General features: G+C 70.0%; 24 protein-coding genes and 1 pseudogene. 10 read left to right on the top strand and 15 right to left on the bottom strand.

What is annotated here, in order from left to right:
- Both QZV94_RS01125 and QZV94_RS01120 read left to right on the top strand, forming a co-directional pair.
- A pseudogene (locus QZV94_RS01125) lies at nucleotides 1-915 on the top strand (cell division protein FtsH); the annotation flags it as partial.
- Between the two features lie 138 nt (nucleotides 916-1,053).
- Nucleotides 1,054-1,737, top strand: a complete 684-nt coding sequence (locus tag QZV94_RS01120) for a hypothetical protein (RefSeq protein ID WP_293675951.1) — start codon at nucleotides 1,054-1,056, stop codon at nucleotides 1,735-1,737.
- Between the two features lie 7 nt (nucleotides 1,738-1,744).
- On the opposite strand, the gene QZV94_RS01115 is transcribed toward QZV94_RS01120, so the two are convergent.
- Nucleotides 1,745-3,562 carry a PQQ-dependent sugar dehydrogenase gene (locus tag QZV94_RS01115; protein WP_293675950.1) on the bottom strand — a complete coding sequence of 606 codons (1,818 nt, stop codon included), beginning with the start codon at nucleotides 3,560-3,562 and terminating at the stop codon, nucleotides 1,745-1,747.
- A 117-nt stretch (nucleotides 3,563-3,679) separates the two neighbouring features.
- Here QZV94_RS01115 and folP point away from each other — a divergent pair, with 117 nt between their 5' ends.
- Nucleotides 3,680-4,468 (top strand): dihydropteroate synthase, encoded by a 789-nt coding sequence (gene folP, locus QZV94_RS01110; RefSeq protein WP_293675949.1) that lies wholly within the window; start codon nucleotides 3,680-3,682, stop codon nucleotides 4,466-4,468.
- On the opposite strand, the gene QZV94_RS01105 is transcribed toward folP, so the two are convergent.
- The 7 genes from QZV94_RS01105 to rdgB all read right to left on the bottom strand — a co-directional run bounded on the left by QZV94_RS01105 (nucleotide 4,456) and on the right by rdgB (nucleotide 9,324).
- Nucleotides 4,456-4,956 (bottom strand): SRPBCC family protein, encoded by a 501-nt coding sequence (locus QZV94_RS01105; RefSeq protein ID WP_293675948.1) that lies wholly within the window; start codon nucleotides 4,954-4,956, stop codon nucleotides 4,456-4,458. The genes folP and QZV94_RS01105 overlap by 13 nt on opposite strands.
- A 31-nt stretch (nucleotides 4,957-4,987) precedes the next feature.
- The gene (locus QZV94_RS01100; RefSeq protein ID WP_293675947.1) at nucleotides 4,988-5,290 is read right to left on the bottom strand and encodes a helix-turn-helix transcriptional regulator; all 303 of its coding nucleotides are present in this window, start codon (nucleotides 5,288-5,290) and stop codon (nucleotides 4,988-4,990) included.
- A gap of 90 nt (nucleotides 5,291-5,380) precedes the next feature.
- Nucleotides 5,381-6,196 (bottom strand): transglutaminase family protein, encoded by an 816-nt coding sequence (locus QZV94_RS01095; protein WP_293675946.1) that lies wholly within the window; start codon nucleotides 6,194-6,196, stop codon nucleotides 5,381-5,383.
- 8 nt (nucleotides 6,197-6,204) lie between these two features.
- On the bottom strand, nucleotides 6,205-6,576 hold the full coding sequence (locus QZV94_RS01090; RefSeq protein ID WP_293675945.1) for a YraN family protein: 372 nt from the start codon (nucleotides 6,574-6,576) through the stop codon (nucleotides 6,205-6,207).
- The gene (rsmI, locus tag QZV94_RS01085) at nucleotides 6,573-7,457 is read right to left on the bottom strand and encodes a 16S rRNA (cytidine(1402)-2'-O)-methyltransferase (protein WP_293675944.1); all 885 of its coding nucleotides are present in this window, start codon (nucleotides 7,455-7,457) and stop codon (nucleotides 6,573-6,575) included. The genes QZV94_RS01090 and rsmI overlap by 4 nt, the downstream gene beginning before the upstream one ends.
- Before the next feature lie 72 nt (nucleotides 7,458-7,529).
- Entirely contained in the window at nucleotides 7,530-8,684 is a 1,155-nt protein-coding gene (gene hemW / locus QZV94_RS01080; RefSeq protein ID WP_293675943.1) for a radical SAM family heme chaperone HemW, read from the bottom strand.
- Nucleotides 8,685-8,724: 40 nt separating this feature from the next.
- Nucleotides 8,725-9,324: an RdgB/HAM1 family non-canonical purine NTP pyrophosphatase gene (gene rdgB, locus QZV94_RS01075; RefSeq protein ID WP_293675942.1), complete on the bottom strand. Its 600-nt coding sequence runs from the start codon at nucleotides 9,322-9,324 to the stop codon at nucleotides 8,725-8,727.
- 395 nt (nucleotides 9,325-9,719) lie between these two features.
- Between rdgB and QZV94_RS01070 the strand changes: the two genes are divergently transcribed.
- Together QZV94_RS01070 and QZV94_RS01065 are read left to right on the top strand one after the other, a co-directional pair.
- Nucleotides 9,720-10,280 carry a DUF2975 domain-containing protein gene (locus QZV94_RS01070; protein ID WP_293675941.1) on the top strand — a complete coding sequence of 187 codons (561 nt, stop codon included), beginning with the start codon at nucleotides 9,720-9,722 and terminating at the stop codon, nucleotides 10,278-10,280.
- A gap of 8 nt (nucleotides 10,281-10,288) precedes the next feature.
- Entirely contained in the window at nucleotides 10,289-10,525 is a 237-nt protein-coding gene (locus QZV94_RS01065; protein ID WP_293675940.1) for a helix-turn-helix transcriptional regulator, read from the top strand.
- Between the two features lie 315 nt (nucleotides 10,526-10,840).
- Here QZV94_RS01065 and rph read toward each other — a convergent pair whose 3' ends face one another.
- Entirely contained in the window at nucleotides 10,841-11,557 is a 717-nt protein-coding gene (gene rph, locus QZV94_RS01060) for a ribonuclease PH (RefSeq protein ID WP_293675939.1), read from the bottom strand.
- Between the two features lie 243 nt (nucleotides 11,558-11,800).
- Between rph and hrcA the strand changes: the two genes are divergently transcribed.
- Both hrcA and grpE read left to right on the top strand, forming a co-directional pair.
- The gene (hrcA, locus tag QZV94_RS01055) at nucleotides 11,801-12,826 is read left to right on the top strand and encodes a heat-inducible transcriptional repressor HrcA (protein WP_293675954.1); all 1,026 of its coding nucleotides are present in this window, start codon (nucleotides 11,801-11,803) and stop codon (nucleotides 12,824-12,826) included.
- Between the two features lie 7 nt (nucleotides 12,827-12,833).
- Nucleotides 12,834-13,433, top strand: a complete 600-nt coding sequence (gene grpE / locus QZV94_RS01050; RefSeq protein ID WP_293675938.1) for a nucleotide exchange factor GrpE — start codon at nucleotides 12,834-12,836, stop codon at nucleotides 13,431-13,433.
- A gap of 241 nt (nucleotides 13,434-13,674) precedes the next feature.
- Here the strand turns inward: grpE and QZV94_RS01045 are convergent, their stop codons facing one another.
- Nucleotides 13,675-14,640, bottom strand: a complete 966-nt coding sequence (locus tag QZV94_RS01045) for a zinc-binding dehydrogenase (protein ID WP_293675937.1) — start codon at nucleotides 14,638-14,640, stop codon at nucleotides 13,675-13,677.
- Nucleotides 14,641-14,711: 71 nt separating this feature from the next.
- Between QZV94_RS01045 and QZV94_RS01040 the strand changes: the two genes are divergently transcribed.
- Nucleotides 14,712-15,389: a VOC family protein gene (locus QZV94_RS01040; RefSeq protein WP_293675936.1), complete on the top strand. Its 678-nt coding sequence runs from the start codon at nucleotides 14,712-14,714 to the stop codon at nucleotides 15,387-15,389.
- On the opposite strand, the gene QZV94_RS01035 is transcribed toward QZV94_RS01040, so the two are convergent.
- On the bottom strand, nucleotides 15,386-15,898 hold the full coding sequence (locus tag QZV94_RS01035) for a GFA family protein (protein ID WP_293675935.1): 513 nt from the start codon (nucleotides 15,896-15,898) through the stop codon (nucleotides 15,386-15,388). The genes QZV94_RS01040 and QZV94_RS01035 overlap by 4 nt on opposite strands.
- A gap of 41 nt (nucleotides 15,899-15,939) precedes the next feature.
- On the opposite strand from QZV94_RS01035, the gene QZV94_RS01030 reads away from it, so the two are divergent.
- Entirely contained in the window at nucleotides 15,940-16,866 is a 927-nt protein-coding gene (locus QZV94_RS01030; RefSeq protein ID WP_293675934.1) for a patatin-like phospholipase family protein, read from the top strand.
- On the opposite strand, the gene QZV94_RS01025 is transcribed toward QZV94_RS01030, so the two are convergent.
- Nucleotides 16,863-18,041: a DegT/DnrJ/EryC1/StrS aminotransferase family protein gene (locus tag QZV94_RS01025; protein WP_293675933.1), complete on the bottom strand. Its 1,179-nt coding sequence runs from the start codon at nucleotides 18,039-18,041 to the stop codon at nucleotides 16,863-16,865. The genes QZV94_RS01030 and QZV94_RS01025 overlap by 4 nt on opposite strands.
- A gap of 338 nt (nucleotides 18,042-18,379) precedes the next feature.
- Here QZV94_RS01025 and QZV94_RS01020 point away from each other — a divergent pair, with 338 nt between their 5' ends.
- On the top strand, nucleotides 18,380-19,129 hold the full coding sequence (locus QZV94_RS01020; protein ID WP_293675932.1) for a PEPxxWA-CTERM sorting domain-containing protein: 750 nt from the start codon (nucleotides 18,380-18,382) through the stop codon (nucleotides 19,127-19,129).
- 67 nt (nucleotides 19,130-19,196) lie between these two features.
- On the opposite strand, the gene QZV94_RS01015 is transcribed toward QZV94_RS01020, so the two are convergent.
- The 3 genes from QZV94_RS01015 to QZV94_RS01005 all read right to left on the bottom strand — a co-directional run bounded on the left by QZV94_RS01015 (nucleotide 19,197) and on the right by QZV94_RS01005 (nucleotide 23,070).
- Nucleotides 19,197-21,287, bottom strand: a complete 2,091-nt coding sequence (locus tag QZV94_RS01015) for a phosphocholine-specific phospholipase C (RefSeq protein WP_293675931.1) — start codon at nucleotides 21,285-21,287, stop codon at nucleotides 19,197-19,199.
- Between the two features lie 5 nt (nucleotides 21,288-21,292).
- Nucleotides 21,293-22,558 (bottom strand): amidohydrolase family protein, encoded by a 1,266-nt coding sequence (locus QZV94_RS01010; RefSeq protein ID WP_293675953.1) that lies wholly within the window; start codon nucleotides 22,556-22,558, stop codon nucleotides 21,293-21,295.
- A gap of 95 nt (nucleotides 22,559-22,653) precedes the next feature.
- Nucleotides 22,654-23,070 carry a DUF2177 family protein gene (locus QZV94_RS01005; protein ID WP_293675930.1) on the bottom strand — a complete coding sequence of 139 codons (417 nt, stop codon included), beginning with the start codon at nucleotides 23,068-23,070 and terminating at the stop codon, nucleotides 22,654-22,656.
- Nucleotides 23,071-23,096 lie beyond the last annotated feature (26 nt).

Raw genomic sequence — 23,096 nt, 5'->3', positions numbered from 1 at the left:
GACGTGAACGGCCGCGAGCGGATCCTGCGCGTGCACATGAAGAACGTGCCCCTGGCGGCGGACGTGGACGTCAAGGTCATCGCCCGCGGCACCCCCGGGTTCTCCGGCGCGGACCTGGCCAACCTGGTCAACGAGGCGGCCCTGATGGCCGCGCGCAAGAACCGCCGCATGGTCACCCAGCGCGACTTCGAGGACGCCAAGGACAAGGTCATGATGGGCGCCGAGCGCCGGTCCATGGTCATGACCGAGGAAGAGAAGAAGAACACCGCCTACCACGAGGGCGGCCACGCCCTGGTGGCGCTGACCGTCCCTTCCTCCGACCCCGTGCACAAGGCCACCATCATCCCGCGGGGCCGCGCGTTGGGCATGGTGATGCAGCTGCCGGAAGGCGACCGCTACTCGGTGAACTACGAGCAGATGACGTCGCGGCTGGCGATCATGATGGGCGGCCGGGTCGCAGAGGAGCTCATCTTCGGCAAGGAGAAGATCACCTCCGGGGCCTCCAGCGACATCCAGGCGGCCACCAGCCTGGCGCGCAACATGGTCACTCGCTGGGGCTACTCGGACAAGCTGGGCCTGGTCTCCTACGGCGACAACCAGGAGGAGGTCTTCCTGGGCCACTCGGTGAGCCGGACGCAGAACGTCTCGGAAGAGACGGCCAAGGTGATCGACGCCGAGGTCAAGCGCCTGGTCCAGGGCGGCTACGACGAGGCCAAGCGGATCCTCACCGAGAAGATCGACGACCTGCATAAGGTCGCCAAGGCGCTGCTCGAGTACGAGACCCTGAGCGGCGACGAGATCGTGGGCGCGCTGAAGGGCGTGAAGCCCAACCGCGACGAAAGCGAGACCAAGCGCCCCACCGGGCCCGCGGTCGCGGTGCCTATCTCGCCGCGTCCGAGCGCCGAACCGGCGTAGGGCCGGGCGACAACCCGAACTTGTGGAGGGCGGTCGCTGCGCAGCGACCGCCCTTTTCCGTTGCCGCCGCGAGCCGACGACGTTGCCGCCGCGCGTAGCGCGCGCCATCTTCGGGCGTCACGAAGCGGGAGGGACGGCATGACCACGACCTGGAGGCCCCGGATCGTCCTGGCGAGCCTCATGGCTGCGGGCCTTTCGACGGCGGCGCAGGCGCAGGACGCCACCGGGGACTGGATCGGCACGGTGAAGACGCCGGGCGCCGAGCTGACCGTCACCCTGCACGTGAAGACCGGCGCGAACGGCGCCCTGGAGGGCCACGCGGGAAGCCCCGACCAGACGCCCGATCCCCTGCCGATGACCGATGTCGCGGTGAAGGACGGAACGTTGTCCTTCGCCGTGCCGGTGGTGCAGGCCACCTATGCCCCCAAGTGGGACCCTGCCGCCAGGGCCTGGACCGGGACCCTGACGCAGGCGGGCTACGACATGCCGCTGACGCTGACCCGCGGCAAGGTCGGGCCGCGGCCCACGGTGGCGGGCCTCGACGGCCAGTGGGCCGGCGTTCTGGCCGCGCCGCAGGGCGACCTGCGCATCGTGATCACCGTGAAGACCGGCGCTGGCGGAACCTCGGCGATGTTCGCCTCGCCCGACCAGAGCCCGGACCAGATGGCGGCCGCGCCCACGCGCCAGGGCGACGCGGTGGTCTTTGAGCTGAAGGGCATCGGCCAGTTCGACGGCAAGCTCTCGCCCGACGGCCAGACCCTCGAGGGCCTCTGGCGACAGGGCGGCGGTTCGCTGCCCCTGACGCTGAAGAAGGGCGGCTAGCTGGGCCTCAGCCCACGAAGATCCAGGCGGGGTCGAGACCTGAGAGGGTTACGCCAACCAGCACCACGCGGGCGCCGCCTGCGACCTCAACGACGGCGTCGGCGCCCTGCTGGCTGGCGGTGAAGCTGCTGCCCGCGTCAAGCCGCACGCGATCGCCTTCGCCGCGGTTGAAGTCGGTCACCCGGTCGAGGCCGGCGTCGCCGAAGCTGTTGAAGATGTCCGCGCCGAGCCCGCCGGTGAGCGTGTCGTCGCCCAAGTCCCCGGAGATGAAGTCGGCGCCATCGCCGCCGCGCAGGACATCGGCGCCCTGGCCGCCGCGCACCAGATCGGCGCCTGCGCCGCCGTCGCCGGTGTCATTGCCGAGGTTGCCGAACACGATGTCGTCGCCGGCGTCACCGCTCAGGCTGTCGTTGTCCTTGCCGCCCACCACCCAGTCGCCGCCGTCGCCGCCGGAGACGGTGTCGTTCCCCATGTTGCCGTGCACGTCGTCGAAGCCGAAGCCGCCGTAGATGACGTCGTCGCCCTCCTCCCCGCGCAGGTAGTCGAGGCCGTCCCCGGCCGTGGCGCCGGGGGTAAGCCGGTGGATGTCGCCGTCCAGGCCGATCACGTAGAGCCGCCCGGAGCCGTCCACCGCGAACGAGGCCAGTTGGTCGAAGTCGCCGCCGCCGGTCAGCGCCAGTTGCGCGTTGCGGTTCATGAAGTCCTGCGCCGTCCCGCCGGGGGCGTAGCTGACGGTCCAGAGGTTGGCCGTGCCGAAGTCGCCGAAGACGTAGAGCCCGTTGGCGCCGCCCGGCCCGTGGTAGACATAGCCGCCGGTGACCGAGAACCCGGAGAAGCCCGGCGTGGAGCGGTTGTAGTCGAGGATCGGATCGGTCAGCCCGCCCGGCGCCGCGCCCTCGAAGGGCAGGAAGCCCTCGCGGAAGTCCCAACCGAAGTTGATCCCGCCCTGCCCGGCCGGGGCCACGTCCACTTCCTCGCGCGCGCCCTGGCCGACGTCGCCGATCCACAGGTTGCCGTTGGCGCTGTCGAAGCTGGCCCGCCAGGGATTGCGCAGGCCCGTGAGCCAGATCTCGTCGGCCCCGGGGGTGGCGCCGGCGAACGGGTTGCCGGCTGGGATCGCGTAGTTCCGCGCCGCATCCGCAGGGAAAGCGTCCGAGTTCACGTCGATGCGCAGGATCTTGCCGAGTAGGGAATTGACGTTCTGGGCGTTTCCCATCGGGTCGCCGCCCGAGCCACCGTCCCCCGAGGCGATGTACAGCATCCCGTCCGGCCCGAAGCCCATCCACCCGCCGTTGTGGTTGGTGAACGGCTGGTCGTAGCCGAGGATCACTCGCCCGGTGGCTTCCGAGTGGTTGGCGTCGGCCCGGCGGTATTCGCGGATTTCGGTGTCACCGGCCGCATTGGTCAGGTTCACGTAGAACAGGCCGTTCGCGGCATAGTTGGGGTGGAAGGCCAGGCCCAGCAGCCCCTGCTCCCCGCCGCCGGCCAGGCTGGAGTCCGGCAGGTCCAGGAAATGGTCGCCGTTCAGCTGGCCGGAGTTGAGGTCGAGGATGCGGATGCGCCCGGTGTGCTGCTCGACGATGAACAGCCTGTCGGGGTCGCCGGGCGGCGAGGCGGCGTAGAGCGGGCCCGAGAGGCCGGAGGCTACTCGCAGGGCGGAGATCGTCGACGACCCAGCGGTGAGGTCCGCGGTGGAGTGGCCATAGATCACATCGTCCGCCGCCCCGCCGAAGACGCTGTCGGACCCGTCGCGGCCGGTGAGCACGTCGGCCCCGGCCGTGCCGTTCAAGGTGTCCCTCGCGCTGGTCCCGTCGATATCCGCCATCGCTCAGCCCTCCACACTCGCCGCAAGCTTCGCTGGGCAGTATGACCACTGTGAGGCCCGATGAGTTCCGCACGCCAGTCCCTATCGCCACCGCCATCGCCAACCCGGGCGCGCGTCATGGGGATCGTGAACACGACCCCGGACAGCTTCTCCGACGGCGGTCGCCACCTGGCGCTGGCCGACGCGCTCGCCCACGCCCGCCGTCTGATCGTCGAGGGCGCCGACATCCTGGACCTGGGCGCGGAGTCCACCCGGCCCGGCGCCGATCCCGTCCCCGCCGAAGTCGAGATCGCCCGCCTGGCCCCGCTGATCGAGGCGATCCGCGCGGAGAGCGACATCCCGATCTCCGTCGACACCATGAAACCGCAGGTGGCGAGGGCGGCCGCGGCGGCTGGTGCATCGATGTGGAACGACGTCACTGCACTGCGCCACGCCCCTGACAGCCTCACCACCGCCGCTGAGCTCGGCTGTGAGGTGGTGCTGATGCACATGCTGGGCGAGCCGCGCACAATGCAGGCCGAACCGCACTACGACGACGTGGTGGCCGAGGTGGCCGCGTTCCTGGCCGTGCGGGCCGAGGCGGCGATGGCGGCGGGCGTGGCGCGCGAACGGATCTGGCTCGATCCCGGCATCGGCTTCGGCAAACACATGATCCGCCACAACCTCCCGCTGTTGGCGGGCCTGGATCGTATCACCGCCCTGGGGTTCCCAGTGCTGCTGGGCGTAAGCCGCAAGTCGTTCATCGGGGCCCTAGACGGTGGGGCGAAGACAGATGCGCGGCTCGGTGGCTCGATCGCTGGCGCCCTGGCCGGCGCGGCGGCGGGGGTCGCGGCCGTGCGCGTGCACGACGTCCGCGACACCGCGCAGGCGCTCACGGTCTGGAGCGCGATCGCTCAGGCGCGGTAGAGCGGGCTCACCTTCGCCTCGCGTTCCAGCAGGACCGACCACGGGGTAAAGATCGCGTCAGTGGCGTCCTGCAGGGCCTCGAGGTGGGCGTGCCAACCCGCGGCCACCCCCTCGCTCTCCGCCACCGAGAGCTTCGTGTGGGTCAGCGTCAGGCGGCAACCGTCGCCGTCGGGGCGTAGGTCGAAGCGCACCAGCGATTCCTTCGTCCCATCGGGCTCGGACCACGCCCAGGCGAACACGTGCGGGGGTTCCAGGGCCACGATGCGGGCCTTGCTGCGGTAGTCCGCGCCACGGAAGTAGAGCTGCATCGTGCCGCCCACTTCGAAGCGATCGATTGTGGTCTCGGCGAACCAGTCGGCGAGCCGCTCCGGCACGGTCAGGGCGGCCCAGACCTTCTCGATAGGCCGGGCGTAGCGGCGATGGAACACCATCTCCACGGTTTCGCCGACGCGGCGCACGTCCCCCATTTCCTGTTCGGCGGCGGCCATGGTCAAGCTCCTGTCTGCAACGGTTCGGTGGTCATTGCTCACGCTCCAGGTGACCTTCCAGCGCGCTCAGCCTGTCGGCCCAGAAGCGCCGGTGCGGCTGCAGCCAGGCGAAGCATTCGGCCATACCGCGCGGGTCCAGGCGGTAGAGCCGGCGCTGGCCGTCCGCGCGGGCCTGCACGAGGCCGGCCGCCTTCAGGATCTTCAGGTGCTTGGAAACGCCAGGCTGGCTGATCGATAAGGCTTCGCCGAGCTCCCCGGCCGCCCGCTCGCCGGTCACCAGCGCATCCAGGATGCGGCGCCGGTTCGGCTCGGCGAGGGCTTCGAAGGGGCTCATGGCGAGATATATTCACAATGGGAAATATAACTCAACAAGACATTATTCGGATCATCCTCCGCAGCTCGGCGGCGGCGCAGCGGTCAGACGTCAGTTGAGCTTCAACCGCACCCGTTCCCGCTGCGCCCGCGCCGCGAGCGCCGCGCCGCCGTCCAGCGCGGTGGCGCGCTGCAGGGCCTCCAGCGCGCCGGCCAGTGCGCCCTGGCCCTCGCGGGCGGACGCGACGTCCAGCCAGGGCCGGTGATCGGTGGGGTCCAACAGTGCGCGGCGCAGTGCGGCGCGTTCCGCGCGGCCGAAGTCGCCGAGTTTGCTGGCCTGGGCGAAGACCACGTTCTGCAGCCGCAACAGCACGGCCCGGTCGCTCACCGGGGCCATCAGCCGGTCCAGCCGGTCGGCGACGTTGGGGGTGAGCCCCGCATGCAAGGCCCGCCGGGTCAGCTCCGACGGCAGCACCACGCGGCCCTCCGAGAACGGGTCCAGCGCCAGCGGCCCCTCCTCGGTCTCGATGCGCAACAGGAAGTGACCGGGGAAGTCCACGCCCTGAACCGTCAGGCCGCAGCGGCGCGCGGCATGCAGGTAGTAGACCCCGATCGTCACAGCCAGGCCTCGGCGGCGGTTGGCCAGCGCCACGACGTCGGCATTGTCCGGGTCGTCCGGCGTGAACAAGTCGCCGGAAAGGCCCAGGTCGCCGGCCATCGTCTCGGCGATCGCCTCCTCAGGACTCTCGCGCTTTAGCCGCTGGGTCAGGCGCTCGACGCCAATGGCGGCCACCTCGCGCGCCGCCGCGGCGTCGCGCGCCGGCTCCTCGTGGATGGCGCAGGCGATCGCGGCTTCCAGCAACGGGAACTCGCCGTCGGTCAGGCTCCCGGCGGAGGACAGGATCGTCTCGGCCTCTTGGCGGTCCATGGCGTCCCTCAGCCACCCTTCCACGCGTCGGGAATATGCCTAGGAAGCCGCCCGGGCGCGAGGGCCAGCAAGTCCAGCCGCACCGCACAGCTCGCCAGCCCTCGTCGGCGCGCGGCCAGGGTCACGCCCGCCCGCCGCAGGCGCTCACGCTGGTCGTAGGTGACCGCCTCCAGGGCGGCCTCGATGTCGGCGCGGCTCTTGACTTCGACCACGGCCAGAACGTCGCCCTTCTTGGCCAGGAGGTCGATCTCCGCCTGAGGAGTCTTCAGGCGGAAGCCCAGGATGCGATAGCCCTTGGCCATCAGCCAGGCCGCCGCCCACGCCTCGCTGCGCCGTCCCGACAGACGGGCCGTCGCGCCGCGCTGGATGCGCGGGTTCACCGGCCCTCACCCTTTGCCTGATCCTTTAGCTCGAGCGCGCGGCGGTAGAGGTCGCGGCGTGGCAGGCCCAGCGCCTTGGCCACCTCGCCCGCGGCGTCGGCCGGCTTCAGCCGCGTGAGCGCATCGGCGAGCGCGGTGTCGGCGTCGGCGGCGGTCGCCTCGGTCTCGCGGCCGGGTCCCACGAGGATGACGATCTCTCCCTTCGGCGCGTCAAGCTTCGGATCGGCGGCCAGCACCGACAAAGGGCCCCGGTAGAAGGTCTCGTAGAGCTTGGTAAGCTCCCGGCAGACCACCGCCTCGCGATCGCCCAGCACCGCGGCCATGTCGGCCAAGCTCTCGGCCAGTCGCGACCCGCCCTCGAAGAACACCAGGGTGGCGCGCACGCCGGCGAACTCGGTCAGGAACGTCCGCCGCGCCGCGCTCTTCGCAGGCGGGAAGCCGACGAACAGGAAGCGGTCGGTGGGCAGGCCGCCAGCCGACAGCCCGGCCAGCAGGGCGGAGGCTCCGGGGATCGGGATCACCGCGTGGCCAGCCGCCGCTGCCTCGCGCACCAGCCGGTAGCCGGGGTCGGAGATCAGGGGCGTCCCGGCGTCGCTCACCAGGGCCACCCGCTGCCCGGCGGCCAGCGCCGCCATCGCCTTGGGCCGCGCCCGCTCAGCGGCGTGCTCGTCGTGCCGCTCTAGCTTGGCCGAGATGCCGTAGGCATGCAGCAGCTTGCCGGTCACGCGTGTGTCCTCGGCCAGCACCAGGTCGGCCTGGGCCAGCACGTCGAGCGCCCGCAATGTGATGTCGCGCAGGTTGCCGATCGGCGTCGCCACCACATAGAGCCCCGCCGCCAGCGGCGTGTCGGAGAGCGCAGGCGTGGCGACGGCGCGGGCCATGCGCGGAGGGTTCGCCGCTCCGGCGCCGAAACGCAAGCATGCTGCACGTTCCCTGGCCTGCCCGGCTTCCTCCTAGGGGAGGGAGGCCGTCGCCAGCTCGCTCGTCAGCCGATCCAGCACCCGCCGTCCTGCGGGCGTGGCGCGCAGCCTGAACGGATCATCCGCCACCAGCCCCAAATCCACCATCCGCCGCACCGCCGGTTGTCCCGCCGACAGCCCCAGCGCCGCCACCTCAGAGAACGCCACGCCCTCGGTGATCCGCAGGCCGGACAGCAGCCGTTCCTCGGCAGCTTCCACCGGCGTGAGCGCCTCCCGAGCGAGCCGGCCCGCGCCGACCGCTGCGATGTAGTCGGCGGGCCGGTCCGGCGCGACCGTGGCCTCGCGGACGCCGCCCAGGGTCAACCGCCCGTGCGCGCCAGGCCCCGCGCCGACGTAGTCCCAGCCCCTCCAATAGACCAGGTTGTGCCGCGAGCGGGCGGCCTTGCCGCGGGCGTGGTTGGAGACCTCGTAGGGGGCGAATCCGCGGGTCTCCAGCACGTCTTGCGTCGCCTCGTAGAGATCGGCGGCCAAGCCCTCCGGCGGCGGCGCGAAAACCCTGCGGCGCACGGCGCGGTCGAAGGCGGTGCCGGCCTCGATGGTCAGCTGGTAGGGCGAGAGGTGCTCCGCGCCCAGGTCGACCGCGGCGGCGAGTTCGTCGCGCCAGGCGGCCAGCGTCTGGCCGGGGCGGGCGTAGATCAGGTCCAGCGACAGGCGGGGAAAGGCGCGCGCGGCGGCCTCGGCGGCGCGCCGACCCTCGGCGGCATCGTGGTTTCGGCCGAGGAACGTCAGCGCCGCGTCATCCAGCGCCTGCAGGCCCAGCGAGAGGCGGTTCACGCCCGCCTCCGCGAAGGCGGCGAAGCGCCCGGCCTCGGCGTCGGTGGGATTGGCCTCCAGGCTGACCTCAAGGTCGGTCGCCGGGGTCCACAGCCGCCGCGCCGCGGCCACGATCTCGCCGGCCCATTCCGGATCCATCAGCGACGGGGTGCCGCCTCCGAAGAACACCGAGACCAGCGTCCGCGGCCCGGTCAGCGCCGCTTGGGCCTCCAGGTCGGCCACGATGGCCCGGGCCAGGCCCGCGGCCTCCGCATCGCGCCCCTTGGCCTTGAAGACGTTGAAGTCGCAGTAGGGGCAGATGCGCGCGCAGTAGGGCCAGTGGACATAGACGCCCAGCGGCGGCCCTTCGGTCATCTCATCCCCCTACGGGTAAGGAGAGGATGGTCGAGCCACCTCACAGCAACGCGGCCTTCAGTTTCGCGAACGCGCGCGCACGATGGCTGATGGCGTCCTTGGCGGCCGGGTCCATCTCGCCGAATGTCTGGGAGAGGCCCTGCGGCGTGAAGATCGGGTCGTAGCCGAAGCCCCGGTCGCCGCGCGGAGGGAAGCTGAGCGTTCCGTCCACCCGGCCCTCGACCACCACGGCCGGTCCGTTCGGCCACGCCACCGCCAGGGCCGAGGTGAACCAGGCGGCAAGGTCCTCGGCGCCAACCTCCTCCAACCGTTCCTCGACCTTACGCATGGCCATGGCGAAGTCCTTCCCTGGTCCCGCCCAACGCGCCGAATAGATGCCCGGCGCGCCGTCCAGCGCGGCGACGGAAAGCCCGGAGTCGTCGGCCAGCGCGATCAGGCCGCTCGCATCGGCGGCCGCGCGGGCTTTCAGCAGGGCGTTGCCGACGAAGGTGGTCTCGGTCTCCTCCGGCTCCGCCAGGCCAAGATCGCCGGCCGCCACCAGCTCGAACCGCCGCTCCAGGATCTCGGCCAGCTCGCGCGCCTTGCCGGGATTGTGGGTCGCCACCACGAGGCGGCTTCCAGGCTCGAGCTTCAGGGCCATGGCGCGGTCTCCTTCGCGGGACCGCGTCTTAGCCTGCCGCAAGCATCGCTGCATTGCGAAAGTTTAATATCGTTACTCGATATTCACGTGATCGAGAAACGATGCGGACGTATTGATAATCACATCGGGACAGCGAGTTCCGACCCACCAGCCGCTGCACTGCAGCAAGCCAACTGGAGAGATAAGATGTTCTCGACCGCCATGACCTTCCTCGACCGCACCGCGATGGTGTTCATCGTCGTCCTGGCCGCCGCGCCGATCCTCAGCATCGCCGCCAACGCCGCCTTCCTCTAAGACTTAGGGTGCAAGTCTTGAGGCACGTCCGATCCGCCCGGCGCCAGGCTGAAGAAGCTCGCCGCGGCGGATCCTGACGCAAGAGGGGAAGCGGAACGGCCATGCGCGCCTTGGGTCCAGGCTCGGTATCGAGCTTTCTGAAGATCATCCTCGACGTGGTCTTCGCCGCCCTCTGGATCGGCGTCGGCGTCTTCGCCCTCATCACGCTCGCGGCGCTGCTGCTGAGCCTCAACCCGGATCTTCTTCCGAACATTCCGTTCCGCGACGAGATCGACGGCAGGTCCGTCCGCACCACCGCCGTCAACGAGCTGGTCAGGAACGGACCTTCCCTCACCAGCGGCCTGTTCGCCGCCGGCCTCTACCTGGCGGGCGTCCTGGTGATCGTGGGCTCGCTCCGCCGCATCTTCACGACGCTCACCGCCGGCGACCCCTTCCATCCCGACAACGTGGCGCGCCTGCGCCTGATCGGCCTGATGCTCGCCGGGCTGGAGCTCGGCCGCTACGCCTTCTGGGCGGTCAGCGCCTGGCTGCTTCCGGCGGTGAACCGTGTCGAGCCGTCCCTCAGCCTCACCGCATGGTTCTCCGTCCTCGTGGTCTTCGTCCTGGCGGAGGTGTTCCGCGAAGGCGCGCGCCTGCGCCGCGAAGCCGAGCTGACGATCTAGGGGCCAGCATGCCGATCCGTGTCAGCCTCGACCGCGTCCTCCTCGAACGGCGCATGTCGCTCACCGAGCTCGCCGACCGGGTCGGGGTGACGATCGCCAACCTGTCGATCCTGAAGACCGGCAAGGCGCGGGCGGTGCGCTTCTCCACCCTGTCGGCGCTCTGCCGCGAACTCGACTGTCAGCCGGGCGATCTGATCGTCTACGAACCCGGCCCAGACGACGGAGCGTTCGAGGAGGAGGAATAGCGCCCGTTGCGGTGCAGCGAAATTTTATTCATCACTTCGGGAAATCCTTGCATTCACCGAGATGCGCACCTACATCCGGCCTACGCTGCACTGCACAACGAAGGAGTGACGCAGATGGTCGCCCGCCTTGAAAAGATCCTCGACGCGATGTTCGCCCCGCTGGCCCGCGAAATCGAGCGCCTGCCCCCGCAGGCCATGCGCTTCTACGTCTGGTTCTAAGACACCCGACAAACATTCCCCGGCCTGGGCGCACCCGGACGGGGACGAGTGAACACCAACGGCGTCGGCCCCTCGCGGGGCGGCGCCGTTTTCGCTTCAGGCGCCCGTCGCCGTCCGCTGCAGGTCGCACAGCTCGCCGATCCCCTTGCGGGCCAGGGAGAACAGCGCGTCGAACTCCGCCTGGCTGAAGCCGCGCTTCTCGCCCGTGGCCTGCACCTCGACGATGTCGCCCACGCCCGTCAGCACGAAGTTCGCGTCCGCCTCGGCGTTGGAATCCTCCTCGTAGTCGAGGTCCAGGACCGGCACGCCGTTGAATATCCCGCAGCTCACCGCCGCCACCTGGTCGCGGATCGGGTCGGCTGTGATCACCCCTTCGTCCAGCAGGTATTTCGTCGCCAGCCGCAGCGCCACCCAGGCGCCTGTGATCGACGCCGTGCGCGTGCCGCCGTCCGCCTGGATCACGTCGCAGTCGACGGTGATCTGCCGCTCGCCCAGCGCTTTCAGGTCCGTGACAGCCCGCAGGGACCGGCCGATCAGTCGCTGGATCTCCTGGGTGCGTCCGCTCTGCTTCCCGGCGGCGGCTTCGCGTCGCCCACGGGTGTGGGTGGCCCGCGGCAGCATGCCGTACTCGGCGGTGACCCAGCCCTGGCCCTTGCCGCGCAGGAAGCCGGGGACGCCCTCTTCCAGGCTGGCGGTCACCAGCACCTTGGTGTGGCCGGCGCTGATCAGGCATGACCCCTCGGCATAGCGCGTCACCCCGGTCTCCAGGGTGATCGGGCGCAGAATCTCGGGCGTGCGTTCGGACGGGCGCATGGGAAGGGTCACTTGAGGCAGGGCGCCGCTTGCGCCGGGGAAGGCCGCGCTTATCCTAGATAGCGACGGCCGCGTCCATGGCCGCCGCAGCCCCGCATCCGCCGAGTGATCGGCGAACCGCCGATCACTCAGACTTTTGCTTAAGGTGGGACCATTCGTCGTGCCGCGTTTGATCCACCCCGAGCGACGAATGGTTCGGCCGTGACGCAGCCCCTGTTCTCCCGCGGACCCAGCCTCGCCGACATGGATGCCCGCGCCCGCGAGATCTTCCGCCGCATCGTGGAGAGCTACCTGGAGACCGGCGAGCCGGTGGGTTCGCGCACACTGTCCAAGGGCGGCGTCTCCCTCTCCCCCGCCTCCATCCGCAACACCATGCAGGACCTGACCGCCCTGGGCCTGCTGGGCGCGCCGCACGCCAGCGCCGGGCGGCTCCCCACCCACGCCGGCCTGCGCCTGTTCGTCGACGGCCTGATGGAGGTGGGTGACGTCGGCGACGATGAGCGGCGCTCCATCGAGGCCCGCCTTATGGCCCACGGCCGCAACTACGATGACGCGCTGAACGAGGCCTCCTCGATCCTTTCCGGCCTGGCCGGCGGCGCCGGGGTGGTCGTCACCCCGATCCGCGACGCGGGGGTCAGCCACGTGGAGTTCGTGCCGCTGTCCGGCGATCGCACGCTGGCGGTGATGGTGTTCGACGACGGCGTAGTCGAGAACCGCCTGATCCGACTGCCGATGGGCGTGACCCCCTCTTCCCTGCAGGAGGCGTCGAACTTCCTCAACGCCCGCATGCGCGGCCGTACCCTGGTCGAGACCAAGACCGACCTGTCCGCCGAGCTGGAGCGGGCCCGCCGCGAGCTGGACGCCACAGCCGCGAGGCTGGTGGAGGACGGCCTGGCCGCCTGGGGCGGCGGCGAGGCGGAGGACCGCGCCCTGATCGTCCGCGGCCGCGCCAACCTCCTGGAGGACGCCCAGGCCACCAGCGACCTGGAACGGGTCCGCTCCCTCTTCGAGGATCTGGAGCAGAAGGAACAGCTGATTACCCTCCTCGATGGGGTCCGCGATGGCCAGGGCGTGCGCATCTTCATCGGCGCTGAGACCCGCCTGTTCAGCCTTTCGGGTTCCGCTGTGATCGCGGCGCCCTATATGACGGGCTCACAGAAGGTGGTCGGCGCGATCGGCGTGATCGGCCCAGCCCGATTGAACTATGCCCGGATCATCCCGTTGGTGGACTACACCGCCCGCGTGCTTGGCCAGGTGATGAAGGTCTAAGAGAGAGATGTCAGAACAGGATTCGCCCGCCGACTGGGAAGCCGACAGCCCCTCCGTCGACGCGGAAGTCGAGGCGTTGCAGGCCGAGGTCCAGGGCCTGAAGGAGCAGGTGCTCCGCTACGCCGCCGAGGCCGAGAACACCAAGCGCCGCGCCGAGCGCGAAGCCAACGACGCGCGCGCCTATGCCATCCAGAAGTTCGGCCGCGACCTGCTGGGCGTCGCCGATAACCTCGATCGCGCGATGGCCGCCGCCCCTGGCGAGAGCGCCGACCCGGCCGTGAAGAACTATGTCGTTGGCGTCGAGATGACCGCCAAGGAACTGCTTTCCGCCTTCGAGAAGAACGGCCTGAAGAAGATCGAGCCGGCAAGGGGCGAGAAGTTCGATCCGCACAAGCACCAGGCGATGATGGAGCAGCCCGGCGGCGACGTGGAGGCCGGCGGGGTCATCCAGGTGCTGCAGTCGGGCTACGAACTCCTGGGCCGCCTTCTGCGACCTGCCATGGTGGTGGTCGCCGCGAAGACCGGCGCAGCCCCCCAAGCCCCCAACCCCTACGCCAGTGGGGGCGACGACGGCCGCGATGGCGGCGAGGTGGATACTCGCGCCTAGGCCATCGGCCAAGCCGTCGCCGTTGGTCTTACCCTGTGGGTTGTAAGGCGGGGGCGCCTGCGATCCCCGCGCGTGAATCGTCTGGTCTTCGGCGAGCTTGTGCGACAATCATGGATTAAGGAGTCGCCTTGCGGGGAGGGGCGCGGAATAGCATGCGCGTGATCGTTCCCTTGCTGCTGTCCCTCTTGATGTGGGTGTTCATCCTGCTGGGCCTCGCCGGCCTGTGGCTCAAGGTCTTCGGCTAGGGGATCAACAGGACGCGCCCGACCGCCTGGCGGCTCTCGATATAGGCGTGCGCGGCCGCAGCTTCCGACAGCGGGAATTCCCGGTCGATCACCGCCGTCAGTTCCCCCTTGGCGACCCGGTCGATCAGGCTTGTGATGCTCTTCTGCACCCGCTCGGTGGCGATCTCGGCGCCCAGGAAGACGCCTGAGATCGTGCGGTTGCCGGCCATCAGGGTGGAGAGGTCCATCTTCTGGCTCTCGCGGCCAGCCTGACCGACGGAGGAGACCCGGCCGCGGTAGGCCAGGCTGAGGATCGAGCCCTGCAGGGTCGGACCTCCGACCGGGTCGACGACGACGTCTGCGCCCTTCTTGTCGGTGATCCGCATCACCTCGGCCACGACGTCCTCAGTCTTGTAGTTGATGCCGTGGGTCATGCCGTAGGCCTTGAGCTTCTCCAGCCGCTCGTCGGAGGACGCGGTGGCGATGACCATCGACGCGCCGGCCCTGGCCGCCAGCTGGATCGCCGCCACGCCGACGCCTGAGGCCCCGGCCTGGACCAGCACCACCTCGCCCTTCTGGAGCCGCCCGAACTCGAACAGGCAGTCCTCGGCGGTGCCGAAGGTGACGGGGACGATGGAGGCCTCCTTGGTCGAGAGCCCCGCGGGGATCTTCCAGGCGCTCCTGGCGGGGACCGCGCGCAGCTCCGCGTGGCTGCCCCAGCCGCTCAGGGTGCAGACCCGGTCGCCCACCTTGAAGCCGGTGACCTCGGGGCCGACCTCGATCACCTCGCCGGCCGCCTGGTAGCCGACCACGTGCGGGGTGGTCATCAGCGGCCCGCCGAGGCGGTTCAGCGTATCGCCGCCCTCGATGGCCACCGCCTCGACGCGGATCACGATGCCCTTCGGATGGCACTGCGGATCGGGGACATCCTCGTACTTCAGGACGCTGGGGGGACCGTTCTCGTAGTAGACGGCGGCCTTCATGCACGTGCCCTCAAACGCTTGTTTGATCGAATCCATTCCACGGGCAAGCTGGCGACACAAGGGAGGAGCACATGCAGCTCGCCAAGCCCCGTCTCGACATCGGCCTCGCCACCAATGACCTCGCGCCCATGCTGGCCTTCTGGCAGGGCGAGGCGGGCATTCCGTTCGATCACATCCTCCCGATCCGCAAGGGCCAGGACCAGCACCGCCACGACGTGCTGGGCAGCGTGCTGAAGATCAACCACCACGCCGACCCGATCCCGGACACCCCGCCCAGTGGCTATCGCGAGCTGATCGTGGCGCGCCAGGGCCTGACCGAGCCACGGTCCCTGGCCGATCCGGAGGGCAACCGCGTGACGCTGGTTCCCCCCGGCGACCAGGGCGTGACCCAGGTCGGCGTGCGCATCGGCGTGCGCGACCTGGCGGCCCATCGTCGGTTCTATGCCGAGGCGCTCGGGTTCCCTGAAGAGCGGCCGGGCGTGTTCCGGGCCGGCGAAAGCCTGGTGATCCTGGAGACCGATCCGGCGGCGCCGTCGGATGCGGAGATGCGCGGGCACGGCTGGCGCTACATCACCTTCCAGGTCTTCAAGGTCGACGAGGAACACGCTCGCGTCCTGGCCAAGGGCGGGCGCGAGGCGATGGCGCCTTTGACGCTCGGGACGACTGCGCGCATCTCCATGGTCCGCGACCCGGACGGCAACTGGATCGAGCTGTCGCAACGTGCGTCGATCGTCGGGTCGCTGACCTAGAGGTCGAACGCCGCGGCCCGCGCCTTCTTCCGCGGCCGCTCGATCATCACGCCGGGGTAGCCCTTCAGCGGCATGAGCGCCTCGCCGAGATAGGCCCAATCCGCCTGCTGGGTGATGTTCAGGTGATAGCGCGGTTCGCGGCCGGTGCGGGTGGCGAACAGGGCGCGGGGGATGTTGACGATCTTCGGCGAGCGGGCGCGTTCGTAGAACAGCGGCGTGCCGCAGCGGGCGCAGAAGCTGCGGGCTGTGCCGGCTTCTTTGTCCTCGTAGCGGGTGACGTGGTCCTCGCCCGCCAGCATCCGGAAGCGGCTCTTCCAGCTGCCGACGTAGGTCGCGTAGGCGCAGCCCTGGGCGTGGCGGCTGGCGGGGCCGTGGTCGTGCCAGGCCCAGACGGCGGGCACGTCGATCTCGAAACGGACCGCGCCACAGGCGCATGCGCCCTCGGCCTGCACCGCAGAACGCTTGGCGCCTTGCGGCAGGGCGGGACGGCTGCGGGGCTTGGCGGGCATGGGGATCTCGGCGGGGCTTGCGGGGGCCCAGCCCACGGCGGATGGTGGCGAAAAGCAAGGTGGGAGAGATGGCCATGGGCGGACGTGCGCTGGTGCTGGGTGGTGGCGGTCCGGTGGGGATCGCCTGGGAGAGTGGCCTCCTGGCCGGGCTGGCCAAGGCCGGCGTCGACCTGGGCCTGGCCGACTTCACCATGGGAACCTCGGCCGGCTCGTTCGTGGGCGCGCGCCTGGCGCTGGGCGCCGAGACCGCAGGCCTGGCCGAGCCGATCCTGGCCGATGCCGCCCGGGCCGAAACGGCGCCGCGACCCACCTCCGGCGGCGGCCGCCCGCCGGCCGACCTGTCGAAGCTGATGGCCCTGATGGGCGAGGTCCAGGCCGGCCAGCGCGATCCCGAGGCCGTGCGCCGCGAGATCGGGCAGTTCGCGCTGGGCGCCGAGACCATGGACGAGATGGCCTTCATCGCCACCTTCGGCCGCTCATTCGCGAGCCTGCCGCAGGACGCTTGGCCCGAGCGGGGCTACGCCTGCACCGCCGTCGACGCGGAGACCGGCGAGTTCAAGCTCTGGACCAAGGACTCCGGCGTCGGCGTCACCCGCGCGGTGGCCTCCAGCTGCAGCGTCCCGGGCATCTATCCGCCGGTGACGTTGAACGGACGCCGCTACATCGACGGCGGCATGCGCTCGGGAACCAACGCCGACATGGCCAAGGGCCACGAGCGGGTGGTGGTGGTCTCGGTCCGCCTCGGCGGCACAGGTGAGGGCGCAGCCCGGGCGCAGGCGGTGGTCGACGGCGAGGTCGAGGCCCTGAAGTCGGGAGGCTCGAAGGTGCTGGTGGTCTCCCCGGATGTCGCGGCCCAGGCGGCCATGGGCGTCAACCTGATGGACTTCCGCAAGCGCGCCGACGCGGCCCGCGCCGGCCTGGCGCAGGGTGAGGCGCAGGTGGCGGCGCTCCGCGAGTTCTGGAGTTAGCCGTTCTTCTTCACGAAGTTGCGGATCGCCGTGACGATGCGGTCCTGCACGTCGGGCTGCAGGTAGGCGTGCATGGGGAGGCTGATGACCTTGCGGGCCGCAGCTTCGGTGACCGGCAGGCCGCCGGGCGCCGGATAGCGGGCGTAGGGCGCCTGGAGGTGCAGTGGGACGGGATAGTAGACGGCGCTGGGGATTTCCTCGCCGCGGAGGTGGGCCGCCAGGCCGTCGCGGTCGTCCGTCTCGATCGTGTACTGGGCCCAGACCGAGACCCCGCCCGCGGTCACCCGCGGCACGCGCACGACGTCGCCCAGCCCCTCGCCATATCGCGCCGCCACGCGGTTCCGGGCCTCGATCTCGTCGCGGAAGATGGCGAGCTTCTGCAGCAGGACCGCGGCCTGGATGGTGTCCATGCGGCTGTTCATCCCGACGCGCATGTTGAGGTACTTGGGGTCGTGGTCGAGGGCGCGGCCCTCGAGATCTGACGCCACCGCCTGGCCGTGGACGCGCAGGCTGACCAGAAGGTCCTGCAGGCGGGCGTCCTTCGACAGCACCGCCCCGCCATCGCCGTAGCAGCCGAGCGGCTTCGCCGGGAAGAACGAGGTGGTGGTGACGTCGGCCCAGTGGAGCGGATGCCTGCCGTGCAGGGTGCAGCCGAAGCCCTGGGCGGAATCGGCGATCAACTTCAGGCCGTGCCGGGCGCAGATGGCGGCGAGGGCCGGATAGTCCGCGGGCTGGCCGAACAGGTCGACGGCAATCACCGCGCGCGGCGTAAGCTCGCCGGCGGCCTTCACGGCCTCGATTGCGGCCTCCAGCCGGGCGGGATCGATATTGTAGGTGTCGGGAAGGACGTCGACGAACACCGGCGATGCGCCCACCAGGGGCATCACCTCGGCCGTCGCCGCGAAGGTGAAGGCGGGGCAGAACACAGCGTCGCCCGGGCCGATCTCCCAGGCCATCAGCGGCAGCACCAGGGCCTCGGTGCCGGAGCCGCAAGAAAGCGCGTGGGGCGCCTCGCCGAAGGCGCGGAGCGCCGCCTCGAACTCGGCGATCTGCGGCCCCATGACGTAGGCGCCGGAACGCACCACCTGCAGGATGGCGTCCTCCAGGGCTGGGCCAAGGCGCGCGCGCTGGGCCTGCAGGTCGATGAACGGGATCATGGCCGCGGTCTCTGCCATGCGTCGGGCCGGCGCGCCAAAACACGCTTGGTGTCGCCGTGTTGCCGAGGACAGATTCTACAGTCAAGCTAGATGTGTTCTAGTCGACTCCATGAGTATGTGTCCTAGTCGACTCATGGATTTCAGTAATATAACATATGTTAATCGTGGCATTTTTGTGTAGAAAAGGGTTTCGGAAAGGTTATTGTCCAATGGATCCGCGTTTTTGGATCATCGTTATTTGACGAATTGGACCATGTGGGCACGGGGTGTGTCTTGCATCGTGCAAATTGGGGGTTTTGATGAAGTTTGCAGGAATTCTGAGCGCGACTGCGCTCGCCGTTAGCGCGTCCCTGGCCGTGAGCCCGGCTTTCGCCGCGTCGATCGAAAACTTCGACGGGCCGATCGTGCTCAGCCCGACCCAGGCGCCGGGAGCCTGGTACACCGACCGGTCCGCTCCCGATGTGTTTGTCTCGGGTGCAACCTACGGCGGCCGCACCGGCGTACTCGAGGTCGGCGTCGACGGCGCTGATTTCCGCGGACCCAACAGCTTCCCTGGCGTGCCGAACTTCTCGGACACTGAAGGCCGCAAGCTCGACCTGGCGCCCGGGACCACCAACCTGAGCATCGAGCTCTACATCGACCCGGCCTACGCGAACGGCGATGCTCGGCGCCTCGCCGGTTTCTGGGGCACCGGAGTCGGCGCCGGCGGCGCGGTCACGGCCTACCCGATCATCGAGTTCTTCAATACCGGCGCCGGCGGCTCCTTCCGGGTCTGGGACAGCACCGCGCCCGGCAGCTTCACCGCGATTGGCCTGCCCACCGGGTTTGCCTATGACACCTGGCAGACGCTGGACATCACGCTCGCCAACAACCAGTTCAACTACACGATCGGCGACCTGAACTTCTCGGTCGCAGCGCTGGGCTCCACCTCCATCAGCAACGTGATCCTGCAGGCCCACAACGCGGGGAGCGACTATTCCGTGCACTGGGACAACCTGTCAGGCGGCGCCGTTCCCGAGCCGGCCACCTGGGCGATGATGATCATGGGCTTCGGCTTCGCGGGGGCGACGCTGCGCCGCCGCGGGCGGGCGCTTGCCAAGGCCTGATCGACGACTGACAACCGAGCGAGGCCGTCCCGCGAGGGACGGCCTTTTTCATGCGCGCCGCCCCTAACTAGGGTTCGCGGCCCATCCGCGCGGCGCCGTGCATCTCCGGATCGGAGATCGAGTCCCGGCCGGTCTCCAGCCGCCCCGCGAAGCGGCGCAGCCATCCGGTGCGGCCGGGCAAGGTGAGCGACAGGTCGTACCAGCCGCCGTGCCTGGCAAGCGGCCAGCTCCTGCTGGCGCTCTGGCCTGGTGGCACGGTGGCCCGCCAACCCTTCAGGCCATAGCCGTTGCCCGCCGCGGCCACGTCCAGCGCCGTCCCGCCGCCATTACGAACGGTCAGCTTCAGGCTCGCGGCCCTGGGGTCGAAAGCGGCGGTGGCGAGGAGCGGCGGGTCGGCGGCGCCGCGGAAGTGGCGATGAAAGCCGGACGGCCCAAGGATCCAGAGATCGTAGCGGCCGCCCTGCAGCGACCAGCCGTCCGCCATCCGCTCCCCCGCCCCCAGGGTGTAGCGTCGCGGCGCTTGGGCCAGGTCCAGGAGGTCGTAGACGTGGAACACGGCCGCCGCCGTGCCTGCGCTCTCCAGCGTTACGTGTGCGCCCTCGGCGTCGACACTCACCGTCGCGTCCAGCGCATAGGGCAGCGCGCGAGACGGGCGCACGCCGCGGGCCTGGACCGGGGCCACGGGCTGGGCGGGCGTCGGCGGCTTGGTGGTCTTCTTCAAGGCTGCGGCGCGGGCGGCGGCATCCGCGGTGGGCGGCAGCCCCGGGCGCGGCTGCTGGCGGTTCGGCGCCCGGAAGTCGAAGGCCGAGGTGAGGTCGCCGCAGACCGCGCGCCGCCACGGGCTGATGTTGGGCTCGCGCACGCCGAACCGGGCCTCCAGGAACCGGATGATCGAGGTATGGTCGAAGACTTCCGAGTTGACCCAGCCGCCGCGGCTCCACGGCGAGATCGCGATCATCGGCACCCGTGCGCCCAGGCCGTAGGGCCGTCCGCGATACTGCGGCAGGTCGAGCCCTCCCGGGACCGGTTTGTCGACGTCGTGGTACTCGCCGGTCAGGTCGACGGTGGAACCGCCCAGCCAGCCGCCGCGCGGGTCCCGCGACGGTGGCGCCGGCGGCGGGACATGGTCGAAGAAGCCATCGTTCTCGTCGAACATCAGGAAGAGTGCGGTCCTGCTCCAGACCTCCGGGTTGGCGGTGAGCGCATCCAGCAGCCGGGCGGTGTAGTCGGCTCCCTGGGCCGGGCTGGAGGGGCCCGGATGCTCGGAGGCTGCGGCCGGGGCGATGATGTGGGAAACCTGTGGCAGCGTCCCGGCCAGGACGTCGGCCTTCAGCGCCTCCAGGGTGTAGGTCGACAGGCCGTCACGGGCCAGGCGGGGATCCGATCCCGGCGCCTTCTCGTGCGCGGCGCGGAACGCGGCGAAGCCAACCAGGGGGTTGTCTCCGAAGTTGTCGGCCATGTCCTGGTAGACGCGCCACGAGACGCCCGCCGCGGTCAGCCGCTCCGGATAGGTGGTCCAGGTGTACGAGGTCTTGGACCCGCCCTTCTCGGGGAACTGGTCGTGGGTGTTGAACAGGCCCGGCCCGCCGCCCTTGCCCAGCGGATCGTGCGTGCCGGTGAACAGGAACAGGCGGTTGGGATTGGTCTGCGCCTGGATCGAGCAATGGTAGGCATCGCAGACCGTGAAGGCATCGGCCAGCGCGTAGTGGAACGGCAGATCCTGCGGCTGGTAGAACGCCATCGAGTGTTCGCGCTTGGCGGCCGGCCAGCGAGCCATGCGGCCCTCATCCCAGGCGGCCTGCGCGTCGGCCCAGTAGTGAGGCGTGCCTTCGACGCGCATGTGGCCGAACGCCTTCTCGGTTTCCAGCGGGAAGGGAGCAATGAAGGCGGGTCGCCCGGGGCCGAGGCCGCTGGCCTGCGTCCAGACCGTGCGTCCGCCAGCGAGGGGTATCGGAAAGCGGTCGGCGAAGCCGCGGACCCCGTTCATGGCCCCGAAGTAGTGATCGAAGCCGCGGTTCTCCTGCATGAAGATGACGACGTGCTCGACGTCCTGGATCGTGCCGGTGCGGACGTGGGCGTCGATGGCCCTGGCCCTCGCGATGGCGGCCGGAAGTCCCGCGGTCGCTGCGGCGGCGAGAAGGAAGCTGCGGCGGTCCATGCGCGCTACGGCCCCTTGTGGACCACGCCCTCCTTCATCACGAAGCCGACGCGGGTGAGGACGCTGACGTCCTGGAGAGGATCGCCGCTCACCGCGATGAGGTCGGCCGCATGGCCGGGGGTCAGCCGGCCTGCAACGTCGGAGATCTGCAGGTGGTCGGCGGCGGCGACCGTGGCGGCCTGTATCGCCTCCAGGGGCGTGAGGCCGGCCTTGACCAGCAGCGCGAACTCCCCGGCGTTGTCTCCGTGGGCCGAGACGCCGGTATCGGTGCCGAAGGCGATCTTGGCGCCCGCCCGGTGCGCGCGCCGGGTCATGTCCAGCATCATCGGCCCGGCCTGCAGGGCCTTGGCCGATTGGGCCGGGGTGAAGAAGTTGTTTGGCCCCTGGACGATGCGGACCACGTAGTCCCCGGCCATCAGGGTGGGGACCAGGTAGCCGCCGCTCTTCTTGAGCAGGGCGATCCCCTCCTCGTCCAGCCAGGTGCCGTGCTCGATGGAGTCGCCCCCCGCCTTCAGGAAACTGACGATCCCGTCGCCGCCGTGGGCATGGGCGGTGACGCGGCGGCCCATGCGGTGGGCGGAATCGACGATCGCCGCCAGCTCCTCGCCGGAGAACTGCTGGCCCAAGCCCGCGGCGGTGTTGGAGAGCACGCCGCCCGTGGCGGTGATCTTGATGACATCGGCGCCCTGCTGGACCTGCTGGCGCACCGCGCGACGGCAGTCATCGGCGCCCGAACAGACCGAGTTGGGCCGCAGCAGGTGCATGATGTCGTCGCGAAAGCCGTTCACGTCGCCATGGCCGCCGTGCACCGAGATCGCCGCACCGGAGGCGATGATCCGCGGGCCGGGCACGTCGCCGGCGGCCGTCGCCTTGCGCAGCGCGAAGACCGCGGCGTTGTCGCCGCCCAGATCGGCCACGGTGGTGAACCCGGCCATCAGGGTGCGCCGCGCGTAGCGGGCGCCGACCATCGCCTGTTCGGCGCTGGACTGGGTCACCTCCTCGAGGCGCTGGTTGGGGTTGGACTCGCCAGTCAGGTGGACGTGGCTGTCGATCAGGCCGGGCAGCACGAAGCTGTTCTTCAGGTCGATCACCCGGCCTCCCGGATCGGCGACGTAGCCGTCGGCGACGCGGATCACCTTGCCGCTTTGGATCACCAGCGTCTTCTGCGTCTCGACCTTGCCTGACGCAGGGTCGATCAGGACGCGTCCGGCCTGCACGAAGGTGGTTGGTGGCGTCTGGGCGGCGGCGGATGCGGCGAACGCTGCGGCGATGGCCGCGCCGAGGACGATGCGCTTCACGGAACTCCCCCCAAGAACGTGGGGCGATCCTAGGCGGTTCGTCGCCAGTGGGAAGGCCGCGTTGGCGATCAGGCCCGCGGGGACATCCGCCGCAGCACCCAGCCCCCGACGGTGGCGGCGACGGCGGTGAGGAAGGTCCCCCAGAGGACGTCGGCGATGGTGATGTGGGTGGCCCAGACCTTGAGCGTCGCCTGGTTGGTCAGGTCGTAGGTGGCGTAGCACATGGCGCCCAGCAGACCGCCGAAGACGGTGGTCTGCCTGAGCGGCTTGTCGCGGTTGGGCCAGATGGCCAGGACCACCACGCCCAGGATGTAGGCGACGTAGAAGGCGATGGCGGCCGGGAAGTCGACCGGATCGTCGATCGGCCGCAGCACCTCGTCCAGCGTCGGATGATAGACCTGTGGCCCGAACTGGGTGAGCCAGACGTAGTCTACCGCCGCGAAGGCGAGGGCGGTGGCCAGGTAGGTGGCGATCAGCCGGATCATCGTCGTCTCCCCCGATTGTCCCGTTG

Origin of the sequence: uncultured Phenylobacterium sp. (assembly GCF_902826855.1) — a bacterium.
In the GTDB taxonomy this organism is placed as follows: Bacteria; Pseudomonadota; Alphaproteobacteria; order Caulobacterales; family Caulobacteraceae; genus Phenylobacterium.
Note: the sequence above shows the minus strand (reverse complement) of the source record. Positions and strands in the feature narration are given on the sequence as shown.

Excerpts from the sequence above, each read along its gene's own strand:
- QZV94_RS01120 (WP_293675951.1), top strand. The coding sequence starts at position 1,054 with ATGACCACGACCTGGAGGCCCCGGATCGTCCTGGCGAGCCTCATGGCT.
- QZV94_RS01115 (WP_293675950.1), bottom strand. The coding sequence starts at position 3,562 with ATGGCGGATATCGACGGGACCAGCGCGAGGGACACCTTGAACGGCACG.
- folP (WP_293675949.1), top strand. The coding sequence starts at position 3,680 with ATGGGGATCGTGAACACGACCCCGGACAGCTTCTCCGACGGCGGTCGC.
- QZV94_RS01105 (WP_293675948.1), bottom strand. The coding sequence starts at position 4,956 with ATGGCCGCCGCCGAACAGGAAATGGGGGACGTGCGCCGCGTCGGCGAA.
- QZV94_RS01100 (WP_293675947.1), bottom strand. The coding sequence starts at position 5,290 with ATGAGCCCCTTCGAAGCCCTCGCCGAGCCGAACCGGCGCCGCATCCTG.
- QZV94_RS01095 (WP_293675946.1), bottom strand. The coding sequence starts at position 6,196 with ATGGACCGCCAAGAGGCCGAGACGATCCTGTCCTCCGCCGGGAGCCTG.
- rsmI (WP_293675944.1), bottom strand. The coding sequence starts at position 7,457 with ATGGCCCGCGCCGTCGCCACGCCTGCGCTCTCCGACACGCCGCTGGCG.
- hemW (WP_293675943.1), bottom strand. The coding sequence starts at position 8,684 with ATGACCGAAGGGCCGCCGCTGGGCGTCTATGTCCACTGGCCCTACTGC.
- rdgB (WP_293675942.1), bottom strand. The coding sequence starts at position 9,324 with ATGGCCCTGAAGCTCGAGCCTGGAAGCCGCCTCGTGGTGGCGACCCAC.
- QZV94_RS01070 (WP_293675941.1), top strand. The coding sequence starts at position 9,720 with ATGCGCGCCTTGGGTCCAGGCTCGGTATCGAGCTTTCTGAAGATCATC.
- QZV94_RS01065 (WP_293675940.1), top strand. The coding sequence starts at position 10,289 with ATGCCGATCCGTGTCAGCCTCGACCGCGTCCTCCTCGAACGGCGCATG.
- rph (WP_293675939.1), bottom strand. The coding sequence starts at position 11,557 with ATGCGCCCGTCCGAACGCACGCCCGAGATTCTGCGCCCGATCACCCTG.
- hrcA (WP_293675954.1), top strand. The coding sequence starts at position 11,801 with ATGGATGCCCGCGCCCGCGAGATCTTCCGCCGCATCGTGGAGAGCTAC.
- grpE (WP_293675938.1), top strand. The coding sequence starts at position 12,834 with ATGTCAGAACAGGATTCGCCCGCCGACTGGGAAGCCGACAGCCCCTCC.
- QZV94_RS01045 (WP_293675937.1), bottom strand. The coding sequence starts at position 14,640 with ATGAAGGCCGCCGTCTACTACGAGAACGGTCCCCCCAGCGTCCTGAAG.
- QZV94_RS01040 (WP_293675936.1), top strand. The coding sequence starts at position 14,712 with ATGCAGCTCGCCAAGCCCCGTCTCGACATCGGCCTCGCCACCAATGAC.
- QZV94_RS01035 (WP_293675935.1), bottom strand. The coding sequence starts at position 15,898 with ATGCCCGCCAAGCCCCGCAGCCGTCCCGCCCTGCCGCAAGGCGCCAAG.
- QZV94_RS01030 (WP_293675934.1), top strand. The coding sequence starts at position 15,940 with ATGGTGGCGAAAAGCAAGGTGGGAGAGATGGCCATGGGCGGACGTGCG.
- QZV94_RS01025 (WP_293675933.1), bottom strand. The coding sequence starts at position 18,041 with ATGGCAGAGACCGCGGCCATGATCCCGTTCATCGACCTGCAGGCCCAG.
- QZV94_RS01015 (WP_293675931.1), bottom strand. The coding sequence starts at position 21,287 with ATGGACCGCCGCAGCTTCCTTCTCGCCGCCGCAGCGACCGCGGGACTT.
- QZV94_RS01005 (WP_293675930.1), bottom strand. The coding sequence starts at position 23,070 with ATGATCCGGCTGATCGCCACCTACCTGGCCACCGCCCTCGCCTTCGCG.